The 25,778-nt window shown below is 69.7% G+C and carries 28 protein-coding genes; 8 read left to right on the forward strand and 20 right to left on the reverse strand.

Features of this window, described 5'->3' with window-relative positions:
* Window positions 1-102: 102 nt before the first annotated feature.
* The 9 genes from DN771_RS06545 to DN771_RS06585 are packed head-to-tail and all read right to left on the reverse strand — an operon-like array spanning window position 103 to window position 7,776.
* Window positions 103-1,548, reverse strand: a complete 1,446-nt coding sequence (locus tag DN771_RS06545; protein ID WP_116996534.1) for an aldehyde dehydrogenase family protein — start codon at window positions 1,546-1,548, stop codon at window positions 103-105.
* Window positions 1,549-1,561: 13 nt separating this feature from the next.
* The gene (locus tag DN771_RS06550; RefSeq protein WP_116996535.1) at window positions 1,562-2,806 is read right to left on the reverse strand and encodes an NAD(P)/FAD-dependent oxidoreductase; all 1,245 of its coding nucleotides are present in this window, start codon (window positions 2,804-2,806) and stop codon (window positions 1,562-1,564) included.
* Window positions 2,796-3,599, reverse strand: coding sequence for an alpha/beta fold hydrolase (locus DN771_RS06555; protein WP_162941633.1), 804 nt, complete (start codon window positions 3,597-3,599; stop codon window positions 2,796-2,798). The genes DN771_RS06550 and DN771_RS06555 overlap by 11 nt, the downstream gene beginning before the upstream one ends.
* Before the next feature lie 23 nt (window positions 3,600-3,622).
* Window positions 3,623-4,063, reverse strand: a complete 441-nt coding sequence (locus DN771_RS06560) for a nuclear transport factor 2 family protein (protein WP_116996537.1) — start codon at window positions 4,061-4,063, stop codon at window positions 3,623-3,625.
* Entirely contained in the window at window positions 4,060-5,019 is a 960-nt protein-coding gene (locus tag DN771_RS06565; RefSeq protein ID WP_116996538.1) for a fumarylacetoacetate hydrolase family protein, read from the reverse strand. Before DN771_RS06565 ends, DN771_RS06560 begins: the two co-directional genes overlap by 4 nt.
* 16 nt (window positions 5,020-5,035) lie before the next feature.
* On the reverse strand, window positions 5,036-5,875 hold the full coding sequence (locus tag DN771_RS06570) for a DODA-type extradiol aromatic ring-opening family dioxygenase (RefSeq protein ID WP_116996539.1): 840 nt from the start codon (window positions 5,873-5,875) through the stop codon (window positions 5,036-5,038).
* Window positions 5,875-6,252, reverse strand: a complete 378-nt coding sequence (locus DN771_RS06575; protein ID WP_116996540.1) for a hypothetical protein — start codon at window positions 6,250-6,252, stop codon at window positions 5,875-5,877. The genes DN771_RS06570 and DN771_RS06575 overlap by 1 nt, the downstream gene beginning before the upstream one ends.
* 7 nt (window positions 6,253-6,259) lie before the next feature.
* Window positions 6,260-6,583, reverse strand: coding sequence for a 2Fe-2S iron-sulfur cluster-binding protein (locus tag DN771_RS06580; protein ID WP_116996541.1), 324 nt, complete (start codon window positions 6,581-6,583; stop codon window positions 6,260-6,262).
* A gap of 5 nt (window positions 6,584-6,588) precedes the next feature.
* On the reverse strand, window positions 6,589-7,776 hold the full coding sequence (locus tag DN771_RS06585; protein ID WP_116996542.1) for a cytochrome P450: 1,188 nt from the start codon (window positions 7,774-7,776) through the stop codon (window positions 6,589-6,591).
* Between the two features lie 179 nt (window positions 7,777-7,955).
* Here DN771_RS06585 and DN771_RS06590 point away from each other — a divergent pair, with 179 nt between their 5' ends.
* Complete coding sequence (locus DN771_RS06590; RefSeq protein ID WP_116996543.1) at window positions 7,956-8,885, forward strand: LysR family transcriptional regulator; 930 nt, start codon at window positions 7,956-7,958, stop codon at window positions 8,883-8,885.
* Here DN771_RS06590 and DN771_RS06595 read toward each other — a convergent pair.
* Window positions 8,851-9,528 (reverse strand): carboxymuconolactone decarboxylase family protein, encoded by a 678-nt coding sequence (locus DN771_RS06595; RefSeq protein WP_162941634.1) that lies wholly within the window; start codon window positions 9,526-9,528, stop codon window positions 8,851-8,853. The two genes, DN771_RS06590 and DN771_RS06595, sit on opposite strands and share 35 nt — an antisense overlap.
* 304 nt (window positions 9,529-9,832) lie before the next feature.
* Here DN771_RS06595 and DN771_RS06600 point away from each other — a divergent pair, with 304 nt between their 5' ends.
* The 3 genes from DN771_RS06600 to DN771_RS06610 all read left to right on the forward strand — a co-directional run bounded on the left by DN771_RS06600 (window position 9,833) and on the right by DN771_RS06610 (window position 11,780).
* A complete protein-coding gene (locus tag DN771_RS06600) occupies window positions 9,833-10,321 on the forward strand; it encodes an FCD domain-containing protein (protein ID WP_205528445.1) in 489 nt (162 codons plus the stop codon).
* A 24-nt stretch (window positions 10,322-10,345) separates the two neighbouring features.
* On the forward strand, window positions 10,346-11,305 hold the full coding sequence (locus tag DN771_RS06605) for an NAD(P)-dependent oxidoreductase (protein ID WP_116996546.1): 960 nt from the start codon (window positions 10,346-10,348) through the stop codon (window positions 11,303-11,305).
* A gap of 61 nt (window positions 11,306-11,366) precedes the next feature.
* Entirely contained in the window at window positions 11,367-11,780 is a 414-nt protein-coding gene (locus DN771_RS06610) for a carboxymuconolactone decarboxylase family protein (RefSeq protein ID WP_116996547.1), read from the forward strand.
* A gap of 24 nt (window positions 11,781-11,804) precedes the next feature.
* On the opposite strand, the gene DN771_RS06615 is transcribed toward DN771_RS06610, so the two are convergent.
* The 4 genes from DN771_RS06615 to DN771_RS06630 all read right to left on the reverse strand — a co-directional run bounded on the left by DN771_RS06615 (window position 11,805) and on the right by DN771_RS06630 (window position 14,798).
* Window positions 11,805-12,500 (reverse strand): DUF2268 domain-containing putative Zn-dependent protease, encoded by a 696-nt coding sequence (locus tag DN771_RS06615; RefSeq protein ID WP_116996548.1) that lies wholly within the window; start codon window positions 12,498-12,500, stop codon window positions 11,805-11,807.
* A 25-nt stretch (window positions 12,501-12,525) separates the two neighbouring features.
* Window positions 12,526-13,128: a hypothetical protein gene (locus DN771_RS06620; protein ID WP_116996549.1), complete on the reverse strand. Its 603-nt coding sequence runs from the start codon at window positions 13,126-13,128 to the stop codon at window positions 12,526-12,528.
* Window positions 13,129-13,206: 78 nt separating this feature from the next.
* Complete coding sequence (locus tag DN771_RS06625; RefSeq protein WP_116996550.1) at window positions 13,207-13,896, reverse strand: GntR family transcriptional regulator; 690 nt, start codon at window positions 13,894-13,896, stop codon at window positions 13,207-13,209.
* Between the two features lie 89 nt (window positions 13,897-13,985).
* Window positions 13,986-14,798, reverse strand: a complete 813-nt coding sequence (locus DN771_RS06630; RefSeq protein WP_116996551.1) for an HpcH/HpaI aldolase family protein — start codon at window positions 14,796-14,798, stop codon at window positions 13,986-13,988.
* A gap of 135 nt (window positions 14,799-14,933) precedes the next feature.
* On the opposite strand from DN771_RS06630, the gene DN771_RS06635 reads away from it, so the two are divergent.
* The 4 genes from DN771_RS06635 to DN771_RS06650 are packed head-to-tail and all read left to right on the forward strand — an operon-like array spanning window position 14,934 to window position 18,942.
* Entirely contained in the window at window positions 14,934-15,434 is a 501-nt protein-coding gene (locus tag DN771_RS06635; protein WP_116996552.1) for a methylenetetrahydrofolate reductase C-terminal domain-containing protein, read from the forward strand.
* Window positions 15,431-16,426: a methylenetetrahydrofolate reductase gene (locus tag DN771_RS06640; RefSeq protein ID WP_116996587.1), complete on the forward strand. Its 996-nt coding sequence runs from the start codon at window positions 15,431-15,433 to the stop codon at window positions 16,424-16,426. Before DN771_RS06635 ends, DN771_RS06640 begins: the two co-directional genes overlap by 4 nt.
* Window positions 16,416-17,894 carry a hypothetical protein gene (locus DN771_RS06645; protein ID WP_162941636.1) on the forward strand — a complete coding sequence of 493 codons (1,479 nt, stop codon included), beginning with the start codon at window positions 16,416-16,418 and terminating at the stop codon, window positions 17,892-17,894. Before DN771_RS06640 ends, DN771_RS06645 begins: the two co-directional genes overlap by 11 nt.
* Entirely contained in the window at window positions 17,887-18,942 is a 1,056-nt protein-coding gene (locus DN771_RS06650) for a uroporphyrinogen decarboxylase/cobalamine-independent methonine synthase family protein (protein WP_116996554.1), read from the forward strand. Before DN771_RS06645 ends, DN771_RS06650 begins: the two co-directional genes overlap by 8 nt.
* Before the next feature lie 42 nt (window positions 18,943-18,984).
* Here the strand turns inward: DN771_RS06650 and DN771_RS06655 are convergent, their stop codons facing one another.
* The 6 genes from DN771_RS06655 to DN771_RS06680 all read right to left on the reverse strand — a co-directional run.
* Complete coding sequence (locus tag DN771_RS06655; protein WP_116996555.1) at window positions 18,985-20,049, reverse strand: ABC transporter ATP-binding protein; 1,065 nt, start codon at window positions 20,047-20,049, stop codon at window positions 18,985-18,987.
* Complete coding sequence (locus DN771_RS06660; protein WP_116996556.1) at window positions 20,046-21,164, reverse strand: ABC transporter ATP-binding protein; 1,119 nt, start codon at window positions 21,162-21,164, stop codon at window positions 20,046-20,048. Before DN771_RS06660 ends, DN771_RS06655 begins: the two co-directional genes overlap by 4 nt.
* Window positions 21,165-21,196: 32 nt before the next feature.
* On the reverse strand, window positions 21,197-22,102 hold the full coding sequence (locus DN771_RS06665) for an ABC transporter permease (RefSeq protein ID WP_116996557.1): 906 nt from the start codon (window positions 22,100-22,102) through the stop codon (window positions 21,197-21,199).
* A complete protein-coding gene (locus DN771_RS06670) occupies window positions 22,099-23,046 on the reverse strand; it encodes an ABC transporter permease (protein WP_116996558.1) in 948 nt (315 codons plus the stop codon). Before DN771_RS06670 ends, DN771_RS06665 begins: the two co-directional genes overlap by 4 nt.
* On the reverse strand, window positions 23,046-24,608 hold the full coding sequence (locus DN771_RS06675; RefSeq protein WP_162941637.1) for an ABC transporter substrate-binding protein: 1,563 nt from the start codon (window positions 24,606-24,608) through the stop codon (window positions 23,046-23,048). The genes DN771_RS06670 and DN771_RS06675 overlap by 1 nt, the downstream gene beginning before the upstream one ends.
* 214 nt (window positions 24,609-24,822) lie before the next feature.
* A partial coding sequence (locus DN771_RS06680) for an ABC transporter substrate-binding protein (protein WP_162941638.1) occupies window positions 24,823-25,778 on the reverse strand: 956 nt, incomplete at its 5' end.

Genomic DNA, 25,778 nt, shown 5'->3' on the forward strand with positions numbered 1-25,778 from the left:
CTCGGTCCGGATCCCGCGGCGCCCTGTGCGCCAGCGTGTCGTGATTATCATATACGATCTGTCACTGATCGGACAGGGAGCGCCGATGCCCGGTCGCACCGACTACACCCCGACCCACACCGCCTTCACCTGCGTGTAGGCGTCGATGGCGTAGTGCCCCATCTCCTTGCCCCAGCCGCTGGCCTTGTACCCACCCCAGGCGGCGGCCGGGTCGAGGATCGGCGGCAGGTTCACGTACACGGAGCCGGCCTTGATCTGGGCCGCCATCCGGTGAGCGGTGGCGAGATCCTTGGTCCAGACCGAGGCGGCCAGGCCGTACTCGGTGTCGTTGGCGTGCGACGCCAGCTCCTCGGGATCGTCGTACGCGATCACCGGCATCACCGGCCCGAAGATCTCCTTCGTGGCGATCTCCATCCCGTGGGTCACGTTCGTCAACACGGTCGGCTCGAAGAAGTTGCCGCCCGACAGGGCACCGCCTGCCCGGCCGCCACCGGTCACGACCTCGGCGCCGTCGGTCACGGCGTTGCGCACGAGACCGTCGATCCGCTGGAGCTCGTGCTCGGAGACGACCGGACCGAGCGTGCTCTCCGGCTCGATGCCGGGTCCGAGCCGCATCTCCCCCACCCCGGCCGACACCTTGGTCACGAACTCGTCGACGCGCCGCCGATCGACGTACAGGCGGCTGTAGGCGGCGCAGACCTGGCCGCTGTTGAAGAACGAACCGACGAGATTGCCGCCCACGGCGGCGTCGATGTCGGCGTCGTACGTGACGATGCTCGGCGCCTTGCCGCCGAGCTCGAGCGTCACGCGCTTGAGGTTGCCGGCACTGGCGGCGATGATCTCCCGCCCGACCGAGGTCGACCCGGTGAACGACACCTTGTCGACACCCGGATGGTTCGTGAGCATCCGGCCGACCTCGGGTCCGCCGGTCAGGAAGTTGACGACACCGGCGGGGACGCCCGCCTGCTCACAGATCTGCGCCAGTCGATAGGTGGTGAGCGGTGTCTGTTCGGCGGGCTTGATGATGACCGAGTTCCCGCAGGCGAGGGCCGGGGCGAGCTTGAAGGCGGCGATCATCAACGGGAAGTTCCAGGGCGTGATCAGGGCGCACACGCCGACCGGCTCGCGGAGCGTGTAGTGGAACGTGCCCGGGATCGACAGCGGCGCCGTCGTCCCCTCGATCTTGGTGACCCACCCGGCGAAGTAGCGGAATTGCTCGGCCGTGCCGGGAACGTTGATCCCGCGCGCCACGCCGATGAGTTGCCCCTGGTCCCGCGTCTCCATCTCGGCGAGCTCGTCGGCGTACTCGTCGATCAGCTCGGCGATGCGCCACAGCAGCTTGGCCCGATCGCTCGGCGGCATGTCGCGCCACGCCGGATCGTCGAGGGCCGCTCTCGCCGCCTCGACCGCCGTGTCGACCTCGGCCCTCCCCGCTTCGGGCACCACTCCCAGCACCTCGCCGGTCGCCGGATCGGTGGTCTTGAACTCCCCGCCGGAACCCGACGTCAGCCACTCGCCTCCGACGTACAACTGCGGTCGAACATCCATCACAGACTCCGTTTCATCGAGATCCCCGGGATCCGTCGAGACCGGCGCGTTCGGGCCGACGGGTGAGAAGATCGTATACCATTTTGCGGTCGACGGAAACCGACCCGCGGTCGCCGAGGAGACGGCGGGCCCGCACGTGGTCCCGGGGACGATTGACGGTCTCGACGCACACGAGGTCGTCGCCCCGGAAGCGGAGGGCCGTGATCTGCCCCGGTGTGTCGACGTGAGCGACCACGTCGTCCTCACGCCCGGCGATCCCGGCGATCTGCAACATCGAGGCCCCCTGCTCGCTCCAGAACCACAGCGGCGACGACCTCACCCGATCGTCCCCCGTGATCGAGCGGGCCGCGGTCCTCGCGGTGGCGACCGCGCTCGCCACCGACTCGATGCGATGCGATCGACCGTCGGCGTGCCGCACCCGGGCACAATCTCCGACGGCGAAGATCGACGGGTCGGACGTGCGCATCGAGGGGTCGACGAGGATCCCGTCGTCGACGGCCAAGCCCGCCGACGCGGCGAGGTCGGTTCGCGGCTGTGCCCCGACGGCCACGAGCACGAGATCGGCGGGCACCCGCCGGCCCGCCGCCGTCGTCACGCCGACGAGGGTGTCACGGCGCCGGACGATCTCACTCACCGAGTCGTCGAGGACGAGATCGGTACCGGACTGCACATGGGCACGCTCGAGTACCGCGGCCACGGGCGCCGACACCGCGCTGGCCAGCAGTCGTGGGGCGACCTCGATCACCGTGACGGCGACGCCCCGGGCGCGTGCCGCGGCGGCGAACTCCAGGCCGAGGAAGCCCCCGCCGACGACCGCCAGCGAACGTGCCGAGGCGAGCGCGTGCCAGAGCCGGCACGCGTCGGAGTACGAACGCAGCTCGTGGACGCGGGCACCGTCGGCTCCGGGAACGGCCGGCCGGCGCGCGCTCGACCCGAGGGCGAGCACCAGCCGCTCGTAGTCCAGGTGCCCACCGGAGGCGAGGAGCACGCGGCGATGGGGACGGTCGATCCGGAGGACCCGTTCGCCACTCGCACGGTGCACGGCCCTGCTGGTGTAGAACGATGCCGGACGCAACGGGAGCATCGTCGCGTCACCCGCTCGCTGCGGATGCTTGGACAACGGAGGGCGCTGGTAGGGCAGCTCGACCTCCTCGCCGACGAGATGGATCTCGCCCTCGTAGCCGCCGTCCCGCAACGACGCCGCCACCTCCACGCCGGCGTGCCCCGACCCGACGATGACCGTCCGCTCAACCGCCATCGACACGTGCTGCTGCGGCGCCGCCGACGTGGCCCAGCACCGCCTCGTTGAACGCGTCCGGCCGCTCCATCGACACGAGGTGCCCGGCACCAGGGATCTCGACGAGCGACGCGCCGGGCAGGCGTGCGGCGAGGAGATGGGCGATCTCGCGGTATCCGTCGATGTCCAGCGTTCCCGACACCACGAGGGCCGGTGTCTCGATCGACGCGATCGCGTCGACGAGATCGGGCAGCGGTCGGCTGGCGGGGCCGTCACCCCATTGCAGCCCGGCGAACGCGCCGACCATCCGCTCGAGGGCGCCGCGGACCTCGGATGACGCTCGCGCCGGCGCGAACAGCGGATGATGGAGCCAGAAGAGTCGTGCCGCCTCGATGCCCTCGGCCCGGGCGACGGCGGCCGCGGCGTCGGGAGGGCGTTCACCCCGCCACTGCAAGCCGGGGAGGCCCGGCGACGCCAGCACGAGCGAGCGCACGCGGCCGGGCGCCCGGGCGGCCGCGGCCAGCGCGACGTTGGCGCCGAGCGAGAGGCCGACGACGTGAGCGCGCCGTACATCGAGGGCGTCGAGCAGCGCGAGCAGGTCGTCGGCGTGGTCGAAGCCGGGGTGCGGCGGGGTCGAACGCCCGAACCCGCGCAGGTCGTAGGCGATCGTCGGATGCCGCTCGGCCAGCGTGGCGATCTGGGGCGCCCACATCGAACGATCCAGCGAGAAGCCGTGGATCAGCACGACCGGATCGAGGTCGGGCGCCGTCGGACCGGAACGCTCGCACCAGAGCGCGCCCTGGCCGACGGGCACGGCTCGGTCTCCGGGTACCGCCATCACGTCGGGACCGCCGGCGGAGCCAGCGCCGGATCGCTGAACACGCCCGAGATGCGGCGCCGTTGCAGCAGCAGGCCGCCGGTGGGCCCGATCTCGAACCGATCGTCGAAGTCGGCCACCAACGACACGCCGACCGTGCAGTGTGGTGCCGGACCGTTGGCCGCGTAGCACGTCCACACGCTGGTCGCCGTGACGACCCCGTCGCCGAGATGGTCACCGAGTCGCAGCGAGCTCCAGACGTGGCGGGTCGTGCGCACCGCCGTGGCCCTGGCCGTGAACCAGGCCGACAGCTCGGCCGCGCCGCGGAGGACGACCCGGCCGTTGTCGTACTCGGCATCGTCGCCGAACAGCGTCATCAGCCCGGCGACATCGCCGTGGTCGAGCGACCAGGCGAACGCGGCGTGATGCGCTTCGACGGTGCACCGCAGGCAGGCGCTCATCCCGCTGCTCGCCCGTTGGCCAACGGCGGTGACCCGGCGTCGATCGTGGCGACCTCGCTGGTCAGCGTGCCGATGCCTTCGATCGACACCTCGATCGGGCCGCCCGTGGCCGTGAGGTCGATGTTCTGGACGGCCCGGCCGCCGCCGGCCGACGCCTTCAGCGCGGTGCCCATGGCGATGATGTCTCCCGGCTCCAGCGTCATGTACTCGGAGATGAACGCCACAACCTCGGGAACCTTGTTGCGCAGGTTCGCCGTCGAGTCCTCGGTCACCGTATGCCCCCGGTGGCGGCAGCTGATCGTCAGGGCGTGCGGGTCGGCGATCTCGTCGCGCGTGACGATCCAGGGCCCGATCGGGCAGAAGCCGTCCGTCCCCTTGTACCGACCGGGGTAGCTCACCCAGGTGTCGACGTATCGCACCTCGTCCGGCGACGCTCCCGGGTGGATCGCCCGATAGTGGAACGTGTCCTCGCCACGCATCGCCGGCGCCGTGAGGTCGTTGACGATCGTGTAGCCGAAGACGTGCTCGCCGGCCGCCGTCGCCGCGATCTGGCGACCAGCGGAGCCGATCACCACCGCCAGCTCGGGTTCGGGATGGACGCGCCCGTACGCGGTCCTCAGCTCGATCGTGCGGCGGTGCCCGAGGAGCGCAGTGGCCGGCTTGATGAACGTCGCCGGATGCTCGGGCCCGCTCATGATGCGGTCCTTGTTCGCGCTGTTGTTCAGCGCCAGGCACACGATCTTCCCCGGCCGCGGGATCGGAGGCAACCAGTCGAGCTCCTCCGGCGGGTACGTCGGCGCCGTCTCCGCACGCGCCTCGATCACCGGTCGCAGCCCGGTCCAGTCGGCGATCGCCGCGGCCACGGTGAGGTCGTCGTCGTCGATGACGGCCACCGCATCGCCTTTCGAGATCGCCAGACGCGGCACGCCCCCGCGCTCGACGGTGCCAAGCTTCATCGGTCGCCCGCCACGATCACGGCTCCACCATCAAGAGCGCACCACAGCCGGTGATGAACGGGAACGTCTGGAACCGGTACGCCGCCGTCGCCGAGGCCGACAGCGCGGCGCGCATCGCGAACCACAGAGACAGCTCGGCGGCTTCGGTCCCACCGACGCGCATGTACTCGGTGACGGGGATCTTCATCAGGTCCTCCAATCCGTCGGGGAGTCGATCGAGGAACCATCGGTCGAGGCCCTCGTTGGCGATGCCGAAGCGGCCGCCGCTGATCTGGTGCGACATGCCACCGGTCGCCACGACCACGACCCGCTCGGCGCGAGAGGCCGACTCGACGGCCGACCGGATGGCGACTCCGAGCTGGCGGATGCGGTTGGCGGTCGGCAGCGGAGCGCGGACCATGTTGACGGCGATCGGCGTGATCGGCGTCGGCCACGGCACGTCCATCACATACGGCAGCCACGAGTAGATGCCGTGGTCGACGTGGAGATCGTGGCAGATGGTCAGGTCGAACTCGCTCGCCACGAGGGATTCGGCAAGGTGGATCCCCCACTCCGGGTCACCGTCGAGGTCGGGCAGCGGCCGCCGCCCCCACCCCTCGTCGGCCTGGGGGAACGTGTCACCGATGCCGATCGCGATCGTCGGGAGGTTGTCGAGGTCGAAGTGGTTGAGGTGGTCGTTGTAGACGACGACGAGATGGTCGGCGGACAGCCCGGCGAGCAGCTCGCGGAGCCGACGCGTCCCGTCGAACCAGGGTTGCCAGCGTGGCGTGAACTCCCCCGTGCGGCGGTAGGCGTCGTGCTCGACACCCATCGACGGGGTGTGCGAGATGCCGAGACCTCCGACGACCGTCGCCATCAGCGCTGCCCGTCGGGGAGACCGTCGACCCAACGCGGGCAGGCGGCGCGCAACTCGTCGCGGCTGCAGCCGACCGTGTGGGCACCGACGTCCCACAGGTCCTCGCCCACCGTGGCCGCCAGCTTGAGGATCGCCTGCAGGTGGCCGCCCGCCCGCAGCAACCCGGTCCAGTCCCGCTCCCGGACGAGGTCGCATTCGTGGTCGGTCAACGAGGCGGCACGCATCGCGGCCGCGTCGTCGGCGAGGAACGCCGCCCGCGCCTCTGGATCGCGCAGGCCGAGTGCGAAGCGGTTGAGCCGCCGGCCGTCGAACGCGCGTCGCGCCGTGAACTCGAACGTGCCCGGTTCGCCGAGATCGAACGCCGGTGCCGGGATCACCGCGACCTCACGTCTGCCGCGACGGGACGACGACCGTGGCCCCGTCGAGCGCGGCGGTGACCGGGACCTGACAGCTGAGCCGGCTCGTGGATCGACGCGGCTCGGCCGTGCAGTCGAGCAGTTCGTCCTCGGACTCCGACATCGGAACGAGACCCACCAGCGCCTCGTCGGCGAAGTACACGTGACACGTGGCGCACATGAGCGAGCCGCCGCACTCGGCCACGATGCCGTCGACGCCGTTGGTGACCCCACCCATCATGACGCTGGTGCCGGCAGCCACCTCGACGGTGACGACCGTCTGGTCGGGTTGGACGTAGCGAACGGACGGCATCGTGGTCAGCTCGGCGTCCAGACGACCGGCAGCGTCAGGAGACCGCGGAAGACCCAGCCACCGAGGCGGACCTCGCCGTGGGGGGACACGGCGAGGTCCGCGATCCGGTGGAAGAGGGTGGGCAGGGCGACCTGCGCGACCTGCGCCCGGGCCACCCATGTTCCGAGGCAGAAGTGAGGGCCGCCGCCGAAGGCGACGTGCGGCCGGGACGGTCGGAAGATGTCGAACTCGTCCGGACGCTCGAACACGGACTCGTCCCGGTTCGCCGAGCCGACGCAGATGCCGAGCTTCGAGCCGGGCTCCAGCGTGACCCCGCCCAGCTCCACCCGTTGCGCGACCTGCCGGGGGTACATCCCGATCGGGGCGACCCAGCGGATGGCCTCCTCGAACACCGATCGCCACAGCGACGGATCCGACACGACCGCGTCGCGTGTCGCCGGGTTCGTCAACACCGCCCAGATCGCCACGGACATCGAGTCGCGTGGCTCGTTGAGGCCGCCGCCGATGAAGACCTTGACGTTGGCCCGGATCTGCTCGATGTCGAGGGGATCAGGAGCGTGGATCATCGCCGAGATCACCGATTCGTCGGGCGTTCGGGAGACCCGGGCGACAGTGTCGGCGACGGCGGCGTCGATCTCGTCGCCGGCCCGCCGCGCCCGTTCCCACACCTCCGGATCGTCGGCATAGTTGCCGCCCCCGTCCATCATCGCCTGCGACCAGCGCTGCATGTCGATGTCGGAGACGCCGTCCAGTCCGAGCACCATCGCCAGGTTGCGGGCAGCCAGCGGTCCGCAGAACTCGTCGAACAGGTCGGCCTCACCGCGATCGACGAACGAGTCGATCAACTCGTTGGCGTTCGCTTCGAACTTCGGTCGCCAGTGGGCCTCGACGATCCGGGGACGTAACGGGGGCTCGGCCGCCGCGCGCTCACGGCGATGGGCGTCGCCGTCCTTGCGGAGCAGCGTGTGCCCCATCACCCTGGTCATGAGGGATCCGTCCTCGGCCGCGCTGAAGATCTCCGGCTGCTTCTCGAGGGCGGTGATGTCCTGATGACGAGTCACGAGGTATCGGCCCGCAACGGGAACCCAGGCGACCGGCGCGATCTCCCGCAACGTCCGGTAGATCGGGTACGGATCGGCGTAGAGGTCGGTGAGCGAGATCGAGTCGGCGAAGTCGCCGTGCGCCGTCCCCATTGAGCCCTCTCCCGTCACTTCCTCCACCTACCTTCGGCGTGATGGTAAGAGCAGGTCGTCGATGCATCAACAATGAAATCCAGTGGATAAACATTTGATGACCAAATGTGACGCGTCCAATACGCGTCAATCGTCGGAGGATCAGGTTCTGGTCGCGCCCGGACTACCGTGATCGACTCGTGAGCGAGATCCACTACACGCTGCGTCAGCTGCAGTATTTCGTCGCGGTCGCCGAGACCGGGACGATGAGCGGCGCGGCAGCGCTCTGCCACGTGTCGCAGCCCGGCCTGTCGCTCGCCATCTCCCAACTCGAGCGCAGCCTCGGCGTCAAGCTGCTCGTCCGCAACCGGGCGAAGGGCGCAACGCTCACCCCCGCCGGAGATCGCCTGCTCACCGACGCCAAGGCGCTCCTCTCGCAGGCCGAGGGACTCCAGGAGCAGGCCGACCTCGAGGGCGGTGGGCTCACCGGCCGGCTCGCCGTCGGGTGCTACGCGACGCTCGCCCCGCTCCTGATCCCGGCCTTGTTGACCGGGTTCGAGCAGGTGTGTCCAGGCGTCACGCTGGAGTTCACCGAGAACCCCCAGCCTGAACTGCAGCAAGCGCTTCGGGAGGGGGCGATCGAGGTCGCCTTCCTCTACGACCACCAACTCGGCGCCGACCTCGACCACGTCGTGGTCGATCGGGTCGTGCCGTACGTCCTGCTGCCGGCGGACCATCGCTTCGCCGGCGACGACGAGGTGCAGCTCGAGTCCCTGTCGAGCGAGCCGATGATCCTGTTCGACGTCCCGCCGAGCCGGCAGAACTGGCAACGCATGGTGAGTGCCGTCGGGGTGGAGCCGCTGGTCGGCCACACGACCCAGAACTTCGAGCTGGCGCGCAGTCTCGTGGGTCGCGGTCTCGGCTACGCGCTGCTGCTCCAGCGACCGCCGATCGAGTGGACGTACGAGGGCCGCCGGGTGGTCGCCAAGCCGATCGCCGAGCAGATGCCGACCATCGACATCGTGCTCGCCCACGCCGTCGGCACCCAGTTGACGGCGCGTGCCCGGCGCTTCACCGAGTTCACGATCGCCACGCTCAGCGCGCGAGCCGAGCTCGATCCGACCGGCTGACGCCGTCGACGAGGGGGTTCTCCGGCGCGAAGACCTCGAGCGCCAGCGCGAGCATCGAGTAGTAGCCGACCAGCCACGTGAGCTCGGCCAACCCCTCCTCGCCCAGCAGGGTGAGGGCGGCGTGGAACCGGGCATCGTCGAGGCGGCGCTCACGTGTGAGCACCCGGGCCAGGGCGACCAGTTCCTGGTCGAACGCGTCCAGCGCGGCCGGTCGCCGACCAGAGAGGAGGTCGTCGAGCACGTCGTCGGCGATGCCCTCGGCGATCGCCGCGCGCTCGTGGGCCCACCATTCGAAGGCCGAGCCGAGCTCGCCGGCGACGGTCATCACGACCAGCTCGCGGCGACGCGCGTCGAGCGAGGTGCCGAACCGCAGTGCCACCCCGAGGGCCTGGACGGCGTCGCCGACCTCCGGCGAAGCGAGCATCACACGGAACGGGCCGAGCAGCCGGCCGGCGTCGTCGACGATGGGCACCGTGCCGACCCCGGCCCGGCACCCGCCCGCGATGGCGTCGTGAAGCCGGCGCGCCGGTGCGTCGAGTTGGTCAGGGGCGAGGAGGGTCAGGCGCGCCGCCGGCCAGGGCGGCGGGGCCGGCCGACCCGACGATGCGGACGATGCGGACGATGCGGACGATGCGGACGCCATCGGGCCCATTCGTAGCAGACGCACCCTTTCTTCCGTTCATAAGAGTCTCCTGCCGCGCACGAAAGAAATAGTTTGTTGACGCTCATTTGGAGGGCTACCTACGATTCCGTCGTGGTCCGTTGAATTTCGGGATCGCGAAATGATCGTGTCAGATTGGTGGCGCGACCTTCTGGGGGTACTTCAGCTGCGACGGCGACTGGATCAGTCGCGTGCGCATCGTCCCCGGTGCGTGATCGATGACCCAGGCACGGACAGCGAGAGGAGCACCGGATTGGAACAGAGCCTGACCCCAGGGATCTCGAAGGTGACGCGGCGGACGAGCCGTGGCGGGTCCCGCACGCGACGTCACTCGTGGCACCTCGAACTGACGACCGACCCCGCCAACGTACAGGAGGCCGTGGCCATCCTCGAGGGCGCGGCCGCGGCCCTCGCCGCCCCGCTGTTCACCACCGACGACATCGCCGAGGTCCGCGCCGTCAACCACCAGATGGCCGCCGAGCTGGGCGCCCACGACTACGAGGGCGCTGTGGAATCGGCCGCTCGGTTCCACGCTGTGTTCCGCCGGAAGTGTCCCAACCAGCACCTGCTGGCGCTGTTGCGCGACGAATCGAGATCGCTCGAGCCTCGCAGCGCGTCCGAGGTCGCCTGCGCCCCCGGCGCGACCGTGGAGGCGCACGAACAGCTCGTCGCGTTGATCGAGGCGGGTGCGGGGTCGCGGGCGATCGAGCGTCACGTCCGCGAGCACTGCGGCACCGGCGACCTGTGCATGATCCGCCGGCCCGGCGACGGCTGACGGTCACCTCGCCGCCGCATCGTCATGACCTCCCAACCTGACGCCGGTATCCCTCGCCCACCCGACTCCGGCGCTCCCCGTGCGGCTGCCGACCTGCGGGTCGGTTTCGTCGGACTCGGCCGCATGGGCTGGCCGATGGCCCACAACCTCGCCGCCGCCGGCGTCCGCCTCACCGTGCGTGACAGCGACGACAGCGTCCAACAGCGCTTCCTCGACGACCACGGCGGCCGCGGGGCATCGTCACCCGCCGACTTCGCCGACGCCGACGTGGTGATCACGATGCTCCCCGACGGGAGCGTCGTTCGCCACGTGCTGCTCGAGTGGGAGGGCGGCATCGCCGGCGCCATGGCCGCCGGATCGCTCGTGGTCGACATGAGCTCGTCGGCGCCGACCGACACCCTCGAGCTGGCGGCGACCCTCGCCGCCCGGTCGATCGGTGTCGTCGACGCACCCGTCTCGGGCGGCCTGGTCCGGGCGACCGACGGCACGTTGTCGATCATGGTGGGCGGCGACGACGACGCGATCGCCCGGGCCGTCCCGCTCCTCGACGTGCTGGGCGATCCGGCGCGGCGGTTCGCGTGTGGAGGGCTGGCCAGCGGCCACGCGATGAAGGCGCTGAACAACTTCGTCGGCGCCGCCAACTACGCGGCCACCGCCGAGGCGCTCGCCATCGGTCGGGCCTTCGGACTCGCGTCGAAGACGATGGTCGAGACCATCAACGCCTCGACGGGCAGAAGCTTCGAGAGCGAGGTGGTGCTCGAACACCACGTGGTCAACGGGGCATACGCGACGGGCTTCGGGCTCGGCCTGCTCGCCAAGGACGTCGCCATCGCCGCGTCACTCGCCGAGCGTGTCGAGGTCGACGCCCCGACCGCCGAGTTGATGCACGCGAGGTGGCGCGACGCCGAGAGCAGGCTGGGCGGAGCGCGCGACCACTCTGAGGCCCACCAGGCGTGGTGGGACATCGAGCTGACGGCCGGCTGACGCCTCGACGTGACCGCCGCCGCCCACGACGCGACATCCAGCGAGACAGGGGAAACCATCGATGATCCGTGATGACGAGTACGACCGCGGCCTCGGAGTGCGCCGCGAGATCTTCGGCAGTGCCGGCGCCGAGCAGCAGACCGAGTCGACGACCGAGCTCACCGACAAGATGCAGGAGATCGTGACCCGGTGGTGCTTCGGCGACATCTGGACACGCGACGACGAACTCTCGAGACGGCACCGCAGCCTCATCACGGTGGCCATGCTCGTCGCGTTGGGGCGTCCCCACGAGCTCAACATCCACATCCGCGGCGCCCTCGCCAACGGCGTGACGGAGCGTGAGCTGCGGGAGGTCTGCCTCCACGCCGTGCTCTACTGCGGCATCCCGTCCGCCAACGAAGGCCTCCGGGTGCTCGAAGCGGTCCTCCGCGACCGGGACCCCGAGTCGCCGTTGCTCCAGCCCGCCGCCCCCTGACCGCCGCCGCACCCGTGGGCGGCGTCAGTACCCGGCGAGGCGACAGAGGTCGTCGACCTCGACGGCGACGAGATCGGCGGCCGAGCGCCCGGTGCGCTCGATCGCCCGGTCCGCGAGGTGGGCACCGACCTTGTAGCCGACGTGACGCCGGCCGGACGGGTGATCGAAGAACCACTCGAAGTAGTCGCCGTCGCCGAGAGCGATCAGCTCGTCGGTCCACTCCTCCACCGGCTCGCCGGGAGCGGCAAGCAACCGCGGTCGCCCCGGACAGAGGTCGTGCTCGAAACGGGAGGCGAGGCCTTCCTCGACGGCGATCTGCACCATCCGCCGCGTCCGGGCGGGCACCAGCAGTGACCGTTCGACGGCGTTCTCCGGTCCGACCGGGTGGGGCTTCGTCGCCGAGATCAACTGGGCGCGCACGGCGTGATGGGTCTCGTGCACGAACGACGCGCGCAGGTGCTCGTCGACGATCTCCAATGGCGATCGCACGCCGCGCGGGTGGACGACCCAGTCGAGCCAGTAGGGCGTGACCAGTCGCCCCATCTCCTCCGTGTGCACGTTCGTGCGCTCGTCGTAGCGGACGGTCACGAGATATCTCGGTGACAGCGCAGGGAGATGAGTCACCACGTCGTCGTGAGCCGTGGCGAGGACAGCGAGCACCCGGTCGCGTACCGCGTCGGGAATCTGGTCGTCGTCGGTGGGTAGGAACTCGATCTGCACGAGGGTCAGCCCGTCGGGCAGACGTTCAGGGGGTCTTTCCGGGACCGAGTGCGACGGCCCGGAGGACCACGACGTCACCGGGCACACCGGTGGCGTCGGGCGGCGCGTCACCGACGATCAGGCTCGCCATGGTGGCGGTGGACGGCGGTGCGGCCTCGTCCACGGTGGACGGGACGATCCGGTAGAGCACCTCGCGCCCTGGCGTCGGCCCGGCCCCGACGTGTTGGCGGTACCACCCGCCGAGCGCCTCGTCCGCGACGGCGCCCGAATCGGCCATGACCATGATCAACGAGTCGGGCAGGGCATCGAGCTCGTCCTCGTCGAGGGGGTAGAACGCCCACGACGACCTCGGCAGCGGGAACCACGACGGATGGACGATCTCGCCGGCGCTGACCGCCCCGCGCACGACCATGTTGGTCGCCTCAGGGTCCCCGTCGATGCGATAGAAGCTGGCGAAGGGGTAGTTGGCCGGGGCCGCGCTCCCCTCCACCGCCTCGATCGAGTACCGGCGCGCCTCGAGGAAGCCATCGTGAGCCAGGATCTCGTCGAGGTGATCGTCGTACCAGCGATGGAACTCGCTCTCCTCGACGGTGTCGGGCGGCCCCGAGAACACCGCGCGAAAGCTCATCGGTCGAACCTGCTCATGCCAGGATCGTATAGGATCTTGGCACGGCGTTCAAGCGGCCGGCGTCTCGCCGACGGCGACTCAGTCGTGCGAACCGGTGGCGGCGCGCAGGGACGCCGCGGAGCGCTCGAGGTGGGCTCGGGCGAAGTCCTCGATGTCGGCCTCGGAGGCTCCCGACGAGATCATCTCGACGAGCCGGACGTGATCGGCGATGTCCTGGCGGCCACCGCTGGCGCCGAAGCCGAGAATCGACGTGCGCACCCGGCGCAGCCGGGCCCGCTCCTTGGTGATCACGTCGACGAGGTGGGCGTTGGGGCACGGCTGGATGAGCACCGCGTGCAGCGCGTCGTGAGCGACGGCATATCCCTGCCCGTCGAGGCGGTCGAGCGCCTGCGCCATCGCCTCGTTGTACGCTTCGACCTCCCGGAGGTCGCTGGCGGTCAGCCTCGAGGCGGCCTGGCCGGTGGCCGCGCCCTCCAGCACCGCCATCGTCTCGATCGCCTGGACGTACGACTCGGCGTCGACCGCGATGACGGTCGCGCCGACGTTCTGCTGGAAGTGGACGTAGCCCTCGGCTTCGAGCCGGCGGATGGCCTCCCTCACCGGGAGGGTGCTGACCTCGAGATCGCGGGCGATCCGGTCGAGCACCAGGCGGCTCCCGGGCGCGTAGGTCCCGTCGAGGATGCTGGCAAGGATCCGGTCGTACGCGAAGTCCGTCTTCGAGGCCTGCCGCGTGCTGGCCGGGGCTGGAGAGACCTTGGACGCACTCATGACCGCATTCCTCCTGCAAGACAGCCCGGACGCTGACCGACCGAGTCGATCTTCATATCATATCGACGAGTCGGGACATCTGCAGGGAATCAGCCGTGCAGTCGCGCGATCGCGTCGCTCCCGAGCGCCGACACCGCCGCTGCGAAGATCGACGTGTCGTTGCTCACCATCACGAACGAGAAGCCACGCTCGGCAGCCGCCACCGCCCCGGCCACGTCGCCCACGGCCGTCCCGCACGGCAGGCCGCGCGCCCGGGTCGCGGCGATCAGCCGGTCGGTCAACTCGCTGATCTCTGGGTCGTCGGCCGAACGCCCCGACGACACGGTGAGGTCCCCCATCCCGAGGAACACGGCGTCCAATCCGTCGACCTCGAGAAAGCGCTCGTGGTCGCGGAGCGCGCCGATGTCCTCGATCTGCACGCCCCTCACGATGTCGGTCCCCGTCGCCAGGTATCCCGAGAGCCCGGCGAGCCCCCACCGCCCGGCGCGGGCGGTCACGCCCAGCCCGCGCCGCCCGGCGGGGGCGAACGTCATCCCGGCAACCGCCGCCTCGGCCTCTTCGACCGTGGACACCTGGGGCACGAGGATCCCGTCGGCCCCCGAGTCCAGCAGCCGCTGGTAGAGGCTGCCCGACCGGTCGGCGACCCTGATCAGGGCGGCCATCCCCAGGGCCTGGGCGCCGAAGACGAGCTGGTACACCGTCTCGAGTCCGAGCGGGCTGTGCTCCATGTCGATGACCACGAATTCGAAGCCGGCATCGGCGATCAGCTCCAAGGTCTCCAACGTGGGGAGCTTCACCCACGTGCCGAGGGTCGGTTCGGCCGGGCCGCGCAGCCCGGGCCGGATCCGCAGTTGGCGCGCGGCCACCAGGCCGCTCGTCGCAGGTCGAGATGCTTCAGTCATAGGTGCAATATATGATCGGTCACCGCACAATGCCGGCGCAAGCCCGCTATTCCTAGCGGTTCACTCTTGGGGCGGTGCGATCTGATAGGATTCTACGAGCCGGACTGACGACAGGATCGCGGAGGGAGGTGAGCCGTGCCCGCCGACACGCGCGAACGCCAGCAACCGAATCATGCGTCGCCGCCGGTCGTCCCGCCCATCGGGGCTCGGACGACCTACGCGCTACAGCGACTGCTCCGTCCCAACCCGGCCTGGCGATCCCTCGCCCGGTGGCTCGAGCGCCACCGGCGCCCGTACCGTGCCTTCACCGCGGCGGAAGCCACGGTCAAGTCCTCCCTCTTCGGCTGCAAGATGTGCGGCCAGTGCGCGCTGCCGGCGACCGGGTACGCGTGCCCCATGACGTGTCCCAAGGAGATGCGCAACGGCCCGTGCGGCGGTGTGCGCGCGGACGGCACGTGCGAGGTCTTCCCCGGCGTCCAATGCGTGTGGGTCGCCGCCTTCGAGCGGTGTGAGCGCAGCGGACGGGTCGGGGACCTCGACCTCCTCCATCACCCCATCGATCAGCGCAGCCGCGGACAGAGCTCCTGGGTCAACTACTGGCAGGGCCGCGACGACGACCTGTGGGGTCCGCCGTGAGCCCCGGACCGGCGCCGCCCGTGGAGGGGCGTCTTCGTCGCTCGCTGCGCTCGGGCGCCTTCACCGTGACGGCCGAGGTCGGTCCCCCGCGCTCCGCTGACCCCGCTGACCTTCGCCGCAAGGCGCGGCATCTGTGCGAGTGGGTGGACGCCGCCAACGTCACCGACAACCAGAGCTCGTTCGTGCGCGTCGCGAGCTGGGCGGGCTCGTTGCTCCTCGCCGCCGAAGACGTCGAGCCGGTGATGCAGTTCACCTGCCGCGACCGGAACCGCATCGCGCTCCAGAGCGATCTCATCTCGGCAGCCGTCGTCGGGATCCCCAACGTGTTGCTCCTCACCGGCGACTTCCCCTCAGCCGGCGACCACCCCGAGGCGAAGGCCGTCTTCGATCTCGACAGCGTCCAGCTGATCGCGACGGCCCGCACGCTCCGTGACGAGCACCGCCTCCTGTCGGGACGCGCCGTCGAGCCCGCTCCGAACTGGCTCATCGGGGCGGTCGAGAATCCGACCGCCCCACCCGCTCGGCTCAGGGCGCGCCGGCTCGCCAAGAAGGTGGCCGCCGGCGCCGAGTTCGTCCAGACCCAGTTCGTGTTCGATGTGGCCCGGTTCCGCCGGTGGGTGGCGGAGCTCGGTGACCTCGGCGTGCTCGAGCGCTGCGCCGTGCTCGCCGGCGTCGGCCCCATCCGCTCGCTGGCGGCGCTCGATCACATGCAGCGGCACGTCGCCGGGGTCTCGGTGCCCGAGCAGCTCGAACGGCGGCTGCGCGGCGTCACGTCGGACCGCGTCGCCGCCGAAGGCGTACGAGCGTGCGCCGAGACGATCGAAGAGCTCCGCGCGGTGGATGGCGTCGCCGGCGTGCACGTCATGGCGTTCGCCTACGAGCACGGGGTGCCCGAGATCCTCGAGTCCGCCGGCGTCCCTCCCCGGCGTGAACGAGAGGTCGGCCACGGCGCCGGCCCGGCACGGGCGGAGGTGGTCCGGCATGCGCGTTGACGTGCGGCCGGTGCAGAAGCTGCGGGGCGCCGAGCCGCTCGACGTGACCGCACCATTGGCGCAGATGCTCTCGGCCCTCGCCGGCGACACTGTGGACCTCACCCACGTCCGATTGGTGTGCGATTGGATCCAGTACAAGTCGAACTTCCGCGATGTCGTCGACATCCGCCCCGTGCTGGCGCACCCGGCCGCCAGCGGCGAGGACGCCGGGCCGGCGATGATCGAGATCGCCGTCGACCTGCGGCGCAGCGAGGACGTCGATGTCGAGGCCGCGACCCACGCCGCCCTGGCGCGACTGCGCAGCGGCCGACTGCGGCGGGGGATCTACCTCGAGCCGTGGACGGCCGGGCGGACGAGCTGCATCTGGCGGTTCAACGCCCTGTACTGGCAGGCGCTCGGCCACTGGGAGGCCGCCACCGGCCGCGAGTACGAGCGCGCCCTGCCGGGCGGGGCCACTGACGCGCGCAACCTCACCGCCGTCCACGAGCTGATCCACGCACTGTTCCGTGTGTGGGACGAGCTCGACGCCCGCAACGCCCTGCCCGACGAGCTGTACGTCGTCGAGCTCGGGGTCGGCAACGGCGGCCAGGCCAGGACCTGGCTCGACGAGTTCGTGACGCTCGATCGAGCCCACGGTCGCGACTACTACCGCCGGCTGCACTACATCCTGTGCGACTACTCGCCGCACGTGCTCGCACGCGCCGAGGCGGCGGTCGCCGGCCACGCTGCGCACACGAGCGCCATGGTCGTCGACGCGACGAGGCCGCTCTCCGCGCTCGGGTTCCTCCGCCACAAGGCGTTCCTGGTGTACGTGTCGAACGTGTACGACAACCTGCCGAGCGACGAGATCGCCCGGATCGGCGGCCGCGTGCACCAGGTCGAGGTTCGGGCGTGGATCGCCGACGACGCCGCCGCCCGCCTCGCTGCTGAGGTGTCGTCATCGCCCGACGCCGTGCCGGGCCTGGTCGACAAGCTCCTCCGGCTCGGCCCCGAACTGCTGAGCGAGGCGATGCCGGCACAGTTCCCGTCGGTCGGTGACGCGGTCGGGTTCTGGCGAGAGTGCTGGGGGGCGGTGCGACTGGAGGAACGGTACGTGCCACTCGAAGGCCTCGACGCGTACGAGATCGCTCCCGGCCTGTCCGGCGAGCACCTCCGGCCGCAACTGGACGCCGACGGCGACGTCCGCCTGCACGTCAACAACGGCGCGGTCGCCAGCTTCGCCGGGACGCTGCCGTTGCTGCACCCCTTCGGCCGCTTGCAGTGCCTCGACCTGTTCGTGGAGTCGGCCGAGCAGTACCACAGTGGCTTTCACGGTCCCGGCAAGTACGACGGATCCGTCGTCAACTGGGTCAACGGCCCGCTCCTCCGACAGATCGGCCGGCGCCATGCGGTCGACGTCACGTTCACCCCCTTCCGACACGGTGCTCGCAGCAGCATCACGACGCTGACCGCCAGCCTCCATGACTGAGCGTGCGCACCGCATCGATCCGGCGACCTTGTTGATGCCGACCGCCGTCGTCGGCTCCCACTCGGTCCCGGAGTGGTTGGAACGACTCAGGACCGATCACTACCAGGGTCGGATCAGCAGCCAGTACCTACGAGAGATCCACGACGTCGCCGTCAAGGCGGCGATCAAGGATCAAGAACGAGCGGGGATCGACATCGTCACCGACGGCGAGCAACGCCGCGACAACGACGTCGACTACTTCCTCACCCGCGTCCCCGGCGTCGAGATCCCGCACACGTCGAAGTCGAACTCCTTCGACTACTTCGAGGCCAGGGTCACCCATCCCCTCCCCGTGCTCGACGCCGCCGGTCTCGGCCTCGGCCCCGACGTGCTGTTCACCAGGGAGCAGACCGATCGACCGGTGAAGTTCTCGATCACAGGCCCATACTCCCTCTCGCGACGAATCTCCGACGACGCCTACGGGGACCGCGCGGCGTTGGTGCGGGCCCTCGGCGAGTCGCTCAACGCCGAAGCACGCGACATCGCCCGGCTCGGGGCGGACGTCGTGCAGATCGACGAACCGTTCCTCGCCGGCTACCCCCAGGACGTCGAGATGGCGATCGAGGGCGTCAACACGGTCATGGAGGGCGTCGACGCGGTTCGGGTACTCCACGTCTGCTACGGCAATCGCTACGCCCGACCGATGTGGGAGGGCCACTACGACTTCCTGTTCCCGGCCGTCCTCGACGCCCACATCGATCAACTGGCCCTCGAGTTCGCCCGGAAGGGCGACGCCGACCTGCAGCTCTTCGGGCGTCACAAGTGGGACCGCGGACTCGGACTCGGCGTCATCGACGTCAAGAGCGACGTGGTCGAGTCGCCGGGCCTCGTCGCCGAACGCATCCACCGGGCACTCGACGTGGTCACGCCCGATCGTCTGACCGTCAATCCCGACTGCGGTCTGCGCCACGTGCCATCGGCGATCGCCGTGGCCAAGCTGCGGGCGATGGTCGCCGGGACGGCGATGGCGCGCGCCGACGTCTGCGGCGTCGACGCACCGATCGTTTGACGCGTGGCACGTAGGTGCGATCGAGACGTCGCCGCGCCGGCGTCAGGCTCGCGGCGCTGAGGCGCCGATGGTCACCGGCACGGGAGAGGATCCGCCGGGATCGTCGAGGGGGAAGTGGCAGGCGACGAAGCGATTGGCCTCGATCTCGACGAGCGGGGGTGGCTCGTCGGCGCACCGGGCTTCGGCCCGCGGGCATCGTCCCCGGAACCGACAGCCCGACGGCGGGTCGAGGGGCGACGGGATCTCCCCTGCCAGCAACCGGTCGTCGACCTCGGCCTCGGGGTCCACGACGGCGACGGAATCGAGTAGCGCACGGGTGTAGTGGTGGCGGGGCGAGCGGGTCATCGCCACGCTCGGCCCGACCTCGACGATCTGGCCCAGGTACATCACGGCGATGCGGTCGCAGATGTTGTGCACCACGGACAGGTCGTGGGAGATGAACAGCATGGCGAGGCCGAACTGCTGGCGCATGTCCTCGAGGATGTTGAGCACCTGTCCCTGGATCGAGACGTCCAGCGACGCGACGGGCTCGTCGCAGACCAGCACCTCGGGCTGCATCACGAGCGCCCGGGCGATCGCCACCCGTTGGCATTGTCCACCCGACAGCTGGTGGGCCCGACGCTTGCCGATGATCGAGACGTCGAGACCCACCAGGGCGAGCATCGCTTCGACCTTGGCCTCGACCTCCGCCTTGGGCACGCCCACGATCGACAGGCCCTCGCCCACGATCTCGCGGACCTGCCGTCGTGGATTGAGGCTCGACACGGGGTCCTGGAAGATGAGCTGCATCCGGCGCCGCGCTTCCTTCAAGCGTTCGCCCGACAGTTCGGTCAGCTCCTGCCCGGCCAGCCGCACCGACCCGGCGGTCGGCCGCGGCATCTGGAGGACGGCGCGCCCGGTGGACGACTTGCCACAACCCGACTCACCGACCAGGCCGAGCGTCTCGCCGGCGCGGATGTCGAAGGACACCGACGACACGGCTTCCAGGTAGCGCCGGCCCACCTTGAACCGTTGGACGAGGTTCCGGACCTCGAGCACCGGTTCGCCGTGCTGCTCGCCGGACGGGGTGGCGACCGGCCCGGCGGTCGTGGCTGCGACGGCGGTCATCGCGCCAGACCCTCGTCGACGCGGGGCTGCTGAGAGATCTCCGCCGGGTGGATGCAGCGGTGGCCGTGCCCTGGGGTGGCCGTGGTGACCCAGGGCGGCGTCTGCTCACGGCATTCGTCGGTGGCCTCGCCGCAGCGCCGGGCGAAGCGGCAGCCCACGAAGTCGGCCGTCGGCTGCGGAGGCGAGCCGGCGATCGTCGCGAAGTGGCCGTGCGGCTCGCTCTCCAACGAGGGCACCGCGCGCAGCAGGGCTTCGGTGTAGCGGTGGGAGTGACGCCGGAACACGTCGCGGGTCGGGCCGGATTCGACCACCTGCCCGCCGTACATCACGATCAGGTCGTCGGTACGTCCGCTCACGACACCCAGATCGTGGGAGATCATGATGACGGCCATCTTCCGCTGTTCCTGGATCTGCCCGAGCAGCACGAGGATCTGCTTCTGCACCGTGACGTCGAGTGCCGTCGTCGCCTCGTCGGCGATCAGCACGTCGGGGTCGCTCGCCAGCGCGGCGGCGATCGTGACACGTTGACGCATCCCACCGGACAGTTGATGCGGATACTGGGAGAGCCGGCGCTCGGGCTCGGGGATGCCGACATCGCCGAGCAGGGCGATCGTGCGCTGGCGGGCGTCGTGCCGGTTGAGGCCGTGGTGGGCGCGGAGGCCCTCGGAGATCTGCCGGCCGACCTTGACCACCGGGTTCAGTGAGGTCATCGGGTTCTGGAACACCATGGCGATCTCGCGACCCAGGCGCTTGCGGCGGAGCTTGCGGGGCATGCCGATCAGATCGGTCCCGTTGAGCTCGACGGAGCCCGAGACCGTCGTCGTTCGTGGGCCGATGCCCATGATCGAGCGAACGAGCATCGACTTTCCCGACCCAGATTCACCCACGATGCCGAGCGTCCTGCCGCGTTCGAGCTCGAACGAGACGTCGCTCACCAGACGCAGGTCGGTACCGTCGGCTCCCGGAATCGTGCAGGTGAGGTTCGTCACCCTGAGGGCGGTCGAGTCGGACTCGTGCGACCGGTCGAGGTGGCTGCCGGAACGGACGCCCACGCTCCGGTCGAGCGGGAGTGCCGCCGGAACCGCCACCGGGACATCGTTCTGGACCGTCACCATCGCTTCTCCTCCACCGCTGGTCCGCGCTCGCATCACGATCGCCCCTCCCGCGAGCCGTAGCGCTCGCGCACGAAGTCACCGATCCGGTTCAGGGCGAAGACGGTGGCGAACAGCACGATGCCCGGCGTCATCGCCTCCCACGCGTTGTCCTGCAGCCGGGAGCGACCACTCGCGATCATGACGCCCCAACTCGGCCGTGGAGCCTGCACCCCGAAGCCGAGGAAGCTCAGCGATCCCTCCACGGTGATCATCGCAGGAACGACGAGAACGGCGTACGACAGCACGGGCATCGCCGCGTTGGGCAGCACCTCTTTGAACATGATCCGCACGGACGATGCCCCCATCAGCTGGGAGGCGACGACGTAGTCCTTGTTCATCTCGGCCAGGGCGTTGGCGTACGTGAGGCGCATGAAGGCCGGGACCGTGATCACGCTCAGGAGCACGATGAGCAGCACCAGCGTCGGCTTGAGGGCGATGGAGATGGCCAGCAGGAACAGCAGCGACGGGACGGCGAGCACGGTGTTGGCCAGCACGTCGATGACCGAGCTCACGGCCCCACCGAAGTAGGCCGACAACAGCCCGAGCGTTCCGCCGATGAGCAGGCTGAGTGCTGTGGCGCCGAAGCCAATGAGGAACGAGATCCTCGCCCCGAAGATGACGCGCGACAGCATGCTCCGGCCGACAGAGTCGGTGCCCAGGAACTCGGCGCTCCAGTTGGGGCCGAGGTTCGGATCGCCGGCCTTGGTGACGTAGTCGTGCAGCGGCAGCAGGTCGGCCGCCAGGGCGAGCACGGTGATGAGCCCGAGCCACGTGAAGGCGAGACCGAGGCTGAAGCCGAACCGCCTGCGGCGGCGCCGTGCGGCCGACACCTGTCCCGACGCGGTGACCGTGGCGGAATCGGACGGCGGCGCGCCGATGAGCGAAGCGGGGGTACTCATGTGTTCGACCTCAATCGGGGATCGAGCACCATCTGCAGCAGGTCGACCAGCAGGTTGACCACGAGATAGGCGATGGCGACGTACAGCACGATGCCTTGGACGACGACGACGTCCTGGTTGGTGATCGAACGGGACACGAGACTGCCGAGGCCGGGTAGGCCGAAGAACGTCTCGACGATGATCGACCCGCCGATCAGGTACCCGAAGACGAGGCCGGTGAGCGTCAGCAGCGACCTCGAAGCCGGGCGCAGAACGTGGCGCACCAGGATGTAGCCGTCGGAGAGCCCACGGGCACGTGCCGACAGGACGTAGTCCTGTTGGAGGACGTCGACCATGTCGGCGCGGGCAACGCGGTAGAACAGCGGCGCGGTGACCACGATGAGGACGATGACGGGCATGATCATCGTCTTGACGTGCTCTCCGACGTTCTCACCGAGCGGCGTCCACCCGAGCGACGGCAGCAGACCGAACTGCACGGCGAGCAGATGCGTGATGAACACCGCGGCGACGAACGACGGGATCGCCTGGAAGAACGCGGAGATGCCCGACACGCCGCGGTCGACCGGGCCCTCGGCGCGGCTGGCCGCGATCAGGGCGGCGATGAGCGCCACCGCCAACGAGAGCACGAGCGTGACCATGGCCACTTCCAACGTCGTGGGAAGCACGTCGAGGACCCGCGCCGTGACCGGCTCGTTGGCGATGAGCGACTCGCCGAGGTCACCGCGCAGGGCACCAGAGAGCCACCTCCAGTAGCGCTCCAGGAACGGATCGTTGACGCCGAGCTTCTCGTCGAGCGCCATCACCCGCTCCTCGGTGGCGAACTCGCCGAGGATCTGCCGTGCCGGCGAGCCCGGGATCAAGTCGGTCAGCGCCGCAGCGCCGAGCGACACGAGGAGCAGGACCGGGATCGCTTCGCCGATCTTCCGGAGGATCAGACGGAGCATTAGGCGTAGCCGACCTCGGCCCAGAGCGGGAAGGTGCCGAGGTTGATCGAACGGGGGACGATGAAGCCGTCGGCGTAGCCCACGGTCAGCACACCCTCGCACAACCAGACGACGGGCATGTCCTCGATCATCTCGCGCTGCACCACGTCCCACACGGCCTTCTGCTCCTCGACCGTGAAGGCCGTGGCGAGGTCGGCGAGGGCCTCGCCGACCTCGGCGTTGTCCCAGTTGCCGTAGTTCAAGATGCCGTCGGGGTGGACGTTGTCGTAGAGGATCGGCAGCGGACCGGTGAAGTACGTGCCCCAGGCGAGCGACTGGTACTCACGGGAGATCGACGCCTCGAGGTACCCGTCGTAGGTCCGCATGTCAGCCTCGAACGTGACGTTGTCGAACTCGGCGAGCTGGGCGATGAGCGTGTCCACCATGGCCGTCTGCTCGGCCGTGTTGTATGTCGTGTAGCTGAACTCGACGGGCGTGCCCTCGGCGGCGAGCTCGTCGAAGAGCCGTTGGGCTTCCTCGACGTCCTGTTCGGGATACGTGTAGTCGGGGTTGTAGAACGGCGACGACTCGGGGAACAGCCCGGAGGCCGGCGCCGTGCCCGGCGAGAACGCATCCGACGTGATCGTCCGGTCGAGCGCCAGGGCCAGCGCCATGCGAGCCCGCACGTCGTCGAACGGCGGCACCGCGGTGTTGAGATGGATCGTCGCCCCGCCACCGCTGTTGGTGACGACCGCGTTGCCGACCTCCAGCAGTGCGTCGGTCGGCCCGCCGCCCGACGTCAGCACGACCTGGGCGGCGCCGCTCGCCAGGGCGCTCACCTGCTGCGACCGGTCACCCACGTTCTCGAGGATGAGCTCGTCGAGGTAGGGCTGGCCGGGCATGAAGTCCTCGAAGTACGGATTGCGCTCCAACGTCAAGGTCTGACCCGGGTCCCAGTCCTTCACCATGAACGGACCGGCACCCACCGGACGCGTCCCGACCTCGACGCCCTCGTCGAGCGCCGCTTGGATCGCCGTCGGCGAACCGACACCGGCGAAGTTCGACACCAACACCGTGTCCCAACCCGGATCAGGCGCCGGCAACGTGACCTGCAAGGACAGCTCGTCGATCACCTCCAACACCAGACCCTCGGTCGCCGGCTGGAACCGCGACCCCGTCTCGGGGTCCGCGGCCCGCTCGATGTTGTACTTGATCGCCTCGGCGTTCAACGGCGTGCCGTCGGAGAAGCTGATGTTCGGATGAAGCGTCAGCGTCCACACCGACGCGTCCTCGTTCGGTTCCAACGACTCGAGGAAGTACAACTCCACCGCACCCGTCTCCGTGTTCATGAACGCCAGATGCCCGAACACCGACGCCGCCACGGCGGGCTCGCTGAACGCCAGCGACACCCGATGGAGCTGGGGGTCGAGCGTGACCGGCTGCCCACTGAACACCACCGTGGCGCTCCCGCCACGCGTCGGCACACCACCAGCCGCCGCAGCCTCCGAAACCGGTGGCTCGGTACTCGCCGCCGACACCGCGTCGAACACGGTGGCCGACACCGCGACCGTCAACGCCGCCACGACACCAACGCCGCAACGCGACCGCCGACGCGACCGCGCCGACCAGACAGAACTCTCGACCATGGTCACTCCTGCTCCCCGTCCCGGGCCACACGTGGCCTTCGGTTGTGTTCCAACATATCCTATATGATCAGATCAGATCGTCAATGAGAGTCGGCGACGCTGGCTCGACGCCGCCGACCGCACTGCGATGTCGGCTCGTTCCGGCCGGCGCCTAGGCGTAACCGACCTCGGCCCACAGCGGCAGCGTCCCGAGGTTGATGGTGCGGGGGACGATGAAGCCGTCGGCGTACCCCACGGTGAGCACACCCTCCCCCAACCAGACGACGGGCATGTCCTCGACCATCTCGCGCTGCACCACGTCCCACACGGCCTTCTGCTCCTCGACCGTGGTCGCCTCGACGAGCGTGTCCAGCGCCTCGCCGACCTCGGCGTTGTCCCAGTTGCCGTAGTTCAAGATGCCGTCGGGGTGAACGTTGTCGTAGAGGATCGGCAGCGGACCGGTGAAGTAGATGCCCCAGGCGAGCGACTGGTACTCACGGGAAACCGATGCCGCCGCATATTCCGAGTACGTGCGGACGTCGGTCTCGAACGTGACGTTGTCGAACTCGGCGAGCTGAGCGATCAGCGTGTCCACCACCGCGTTCTGCTGGGCGCTCGTGAACGTCGTGTAGCTGAACTCGACGGGCTTGCCCTCGGCGGCGAGCTCGTCGAAGAGCCGTTGGGCTTCCTCGACGTCCTGTTCGGGATACGTGTAGTCGGGGTTGTAGAACGGCGACGACTCGGGGAACAGCCCCGTGGCCGGCGCCGTGCCCGGCGAGAACGCATCCGACGTGATCGTCCGGTCGAGCGCCAGGGCCAGCGCCATGCGAGCCCGCACGTCGTCGAACGGCGGCACCGCGTTGTTGAGATGGATGCTCGCCCCACCGCCCGTGTACGTCGCCACCGCGTTGGCGGTCTCGAGCAACTCCGCCGTCGGCGCGCCGCCCGACGTCGACACGACCTGGGCGGCGCCGCTCTGCAGGGCGGCGATCTGCTGCGGGTAGTCCGGGACGTTCTCGAGGATGAGCTCGTCGAGGTAGGGCTGGCCGGGCATGAAGTCCTCGAAGTACGGATTGCGCTCCAACGTCAAGGTCTGACCCGGGTCCCAGTCCTTCACCATGAACGGAC

The organism is Desertimonas flava (genome assembly GCF_003426815.1).
Taxonomy (GTDB): domain Bacteria; phylum Actinomycetota; class Acidimicrobiia; order Acidimicrobiales; family Ilumatobacteraceae; genus Desertimonas; species Desertimonas flava.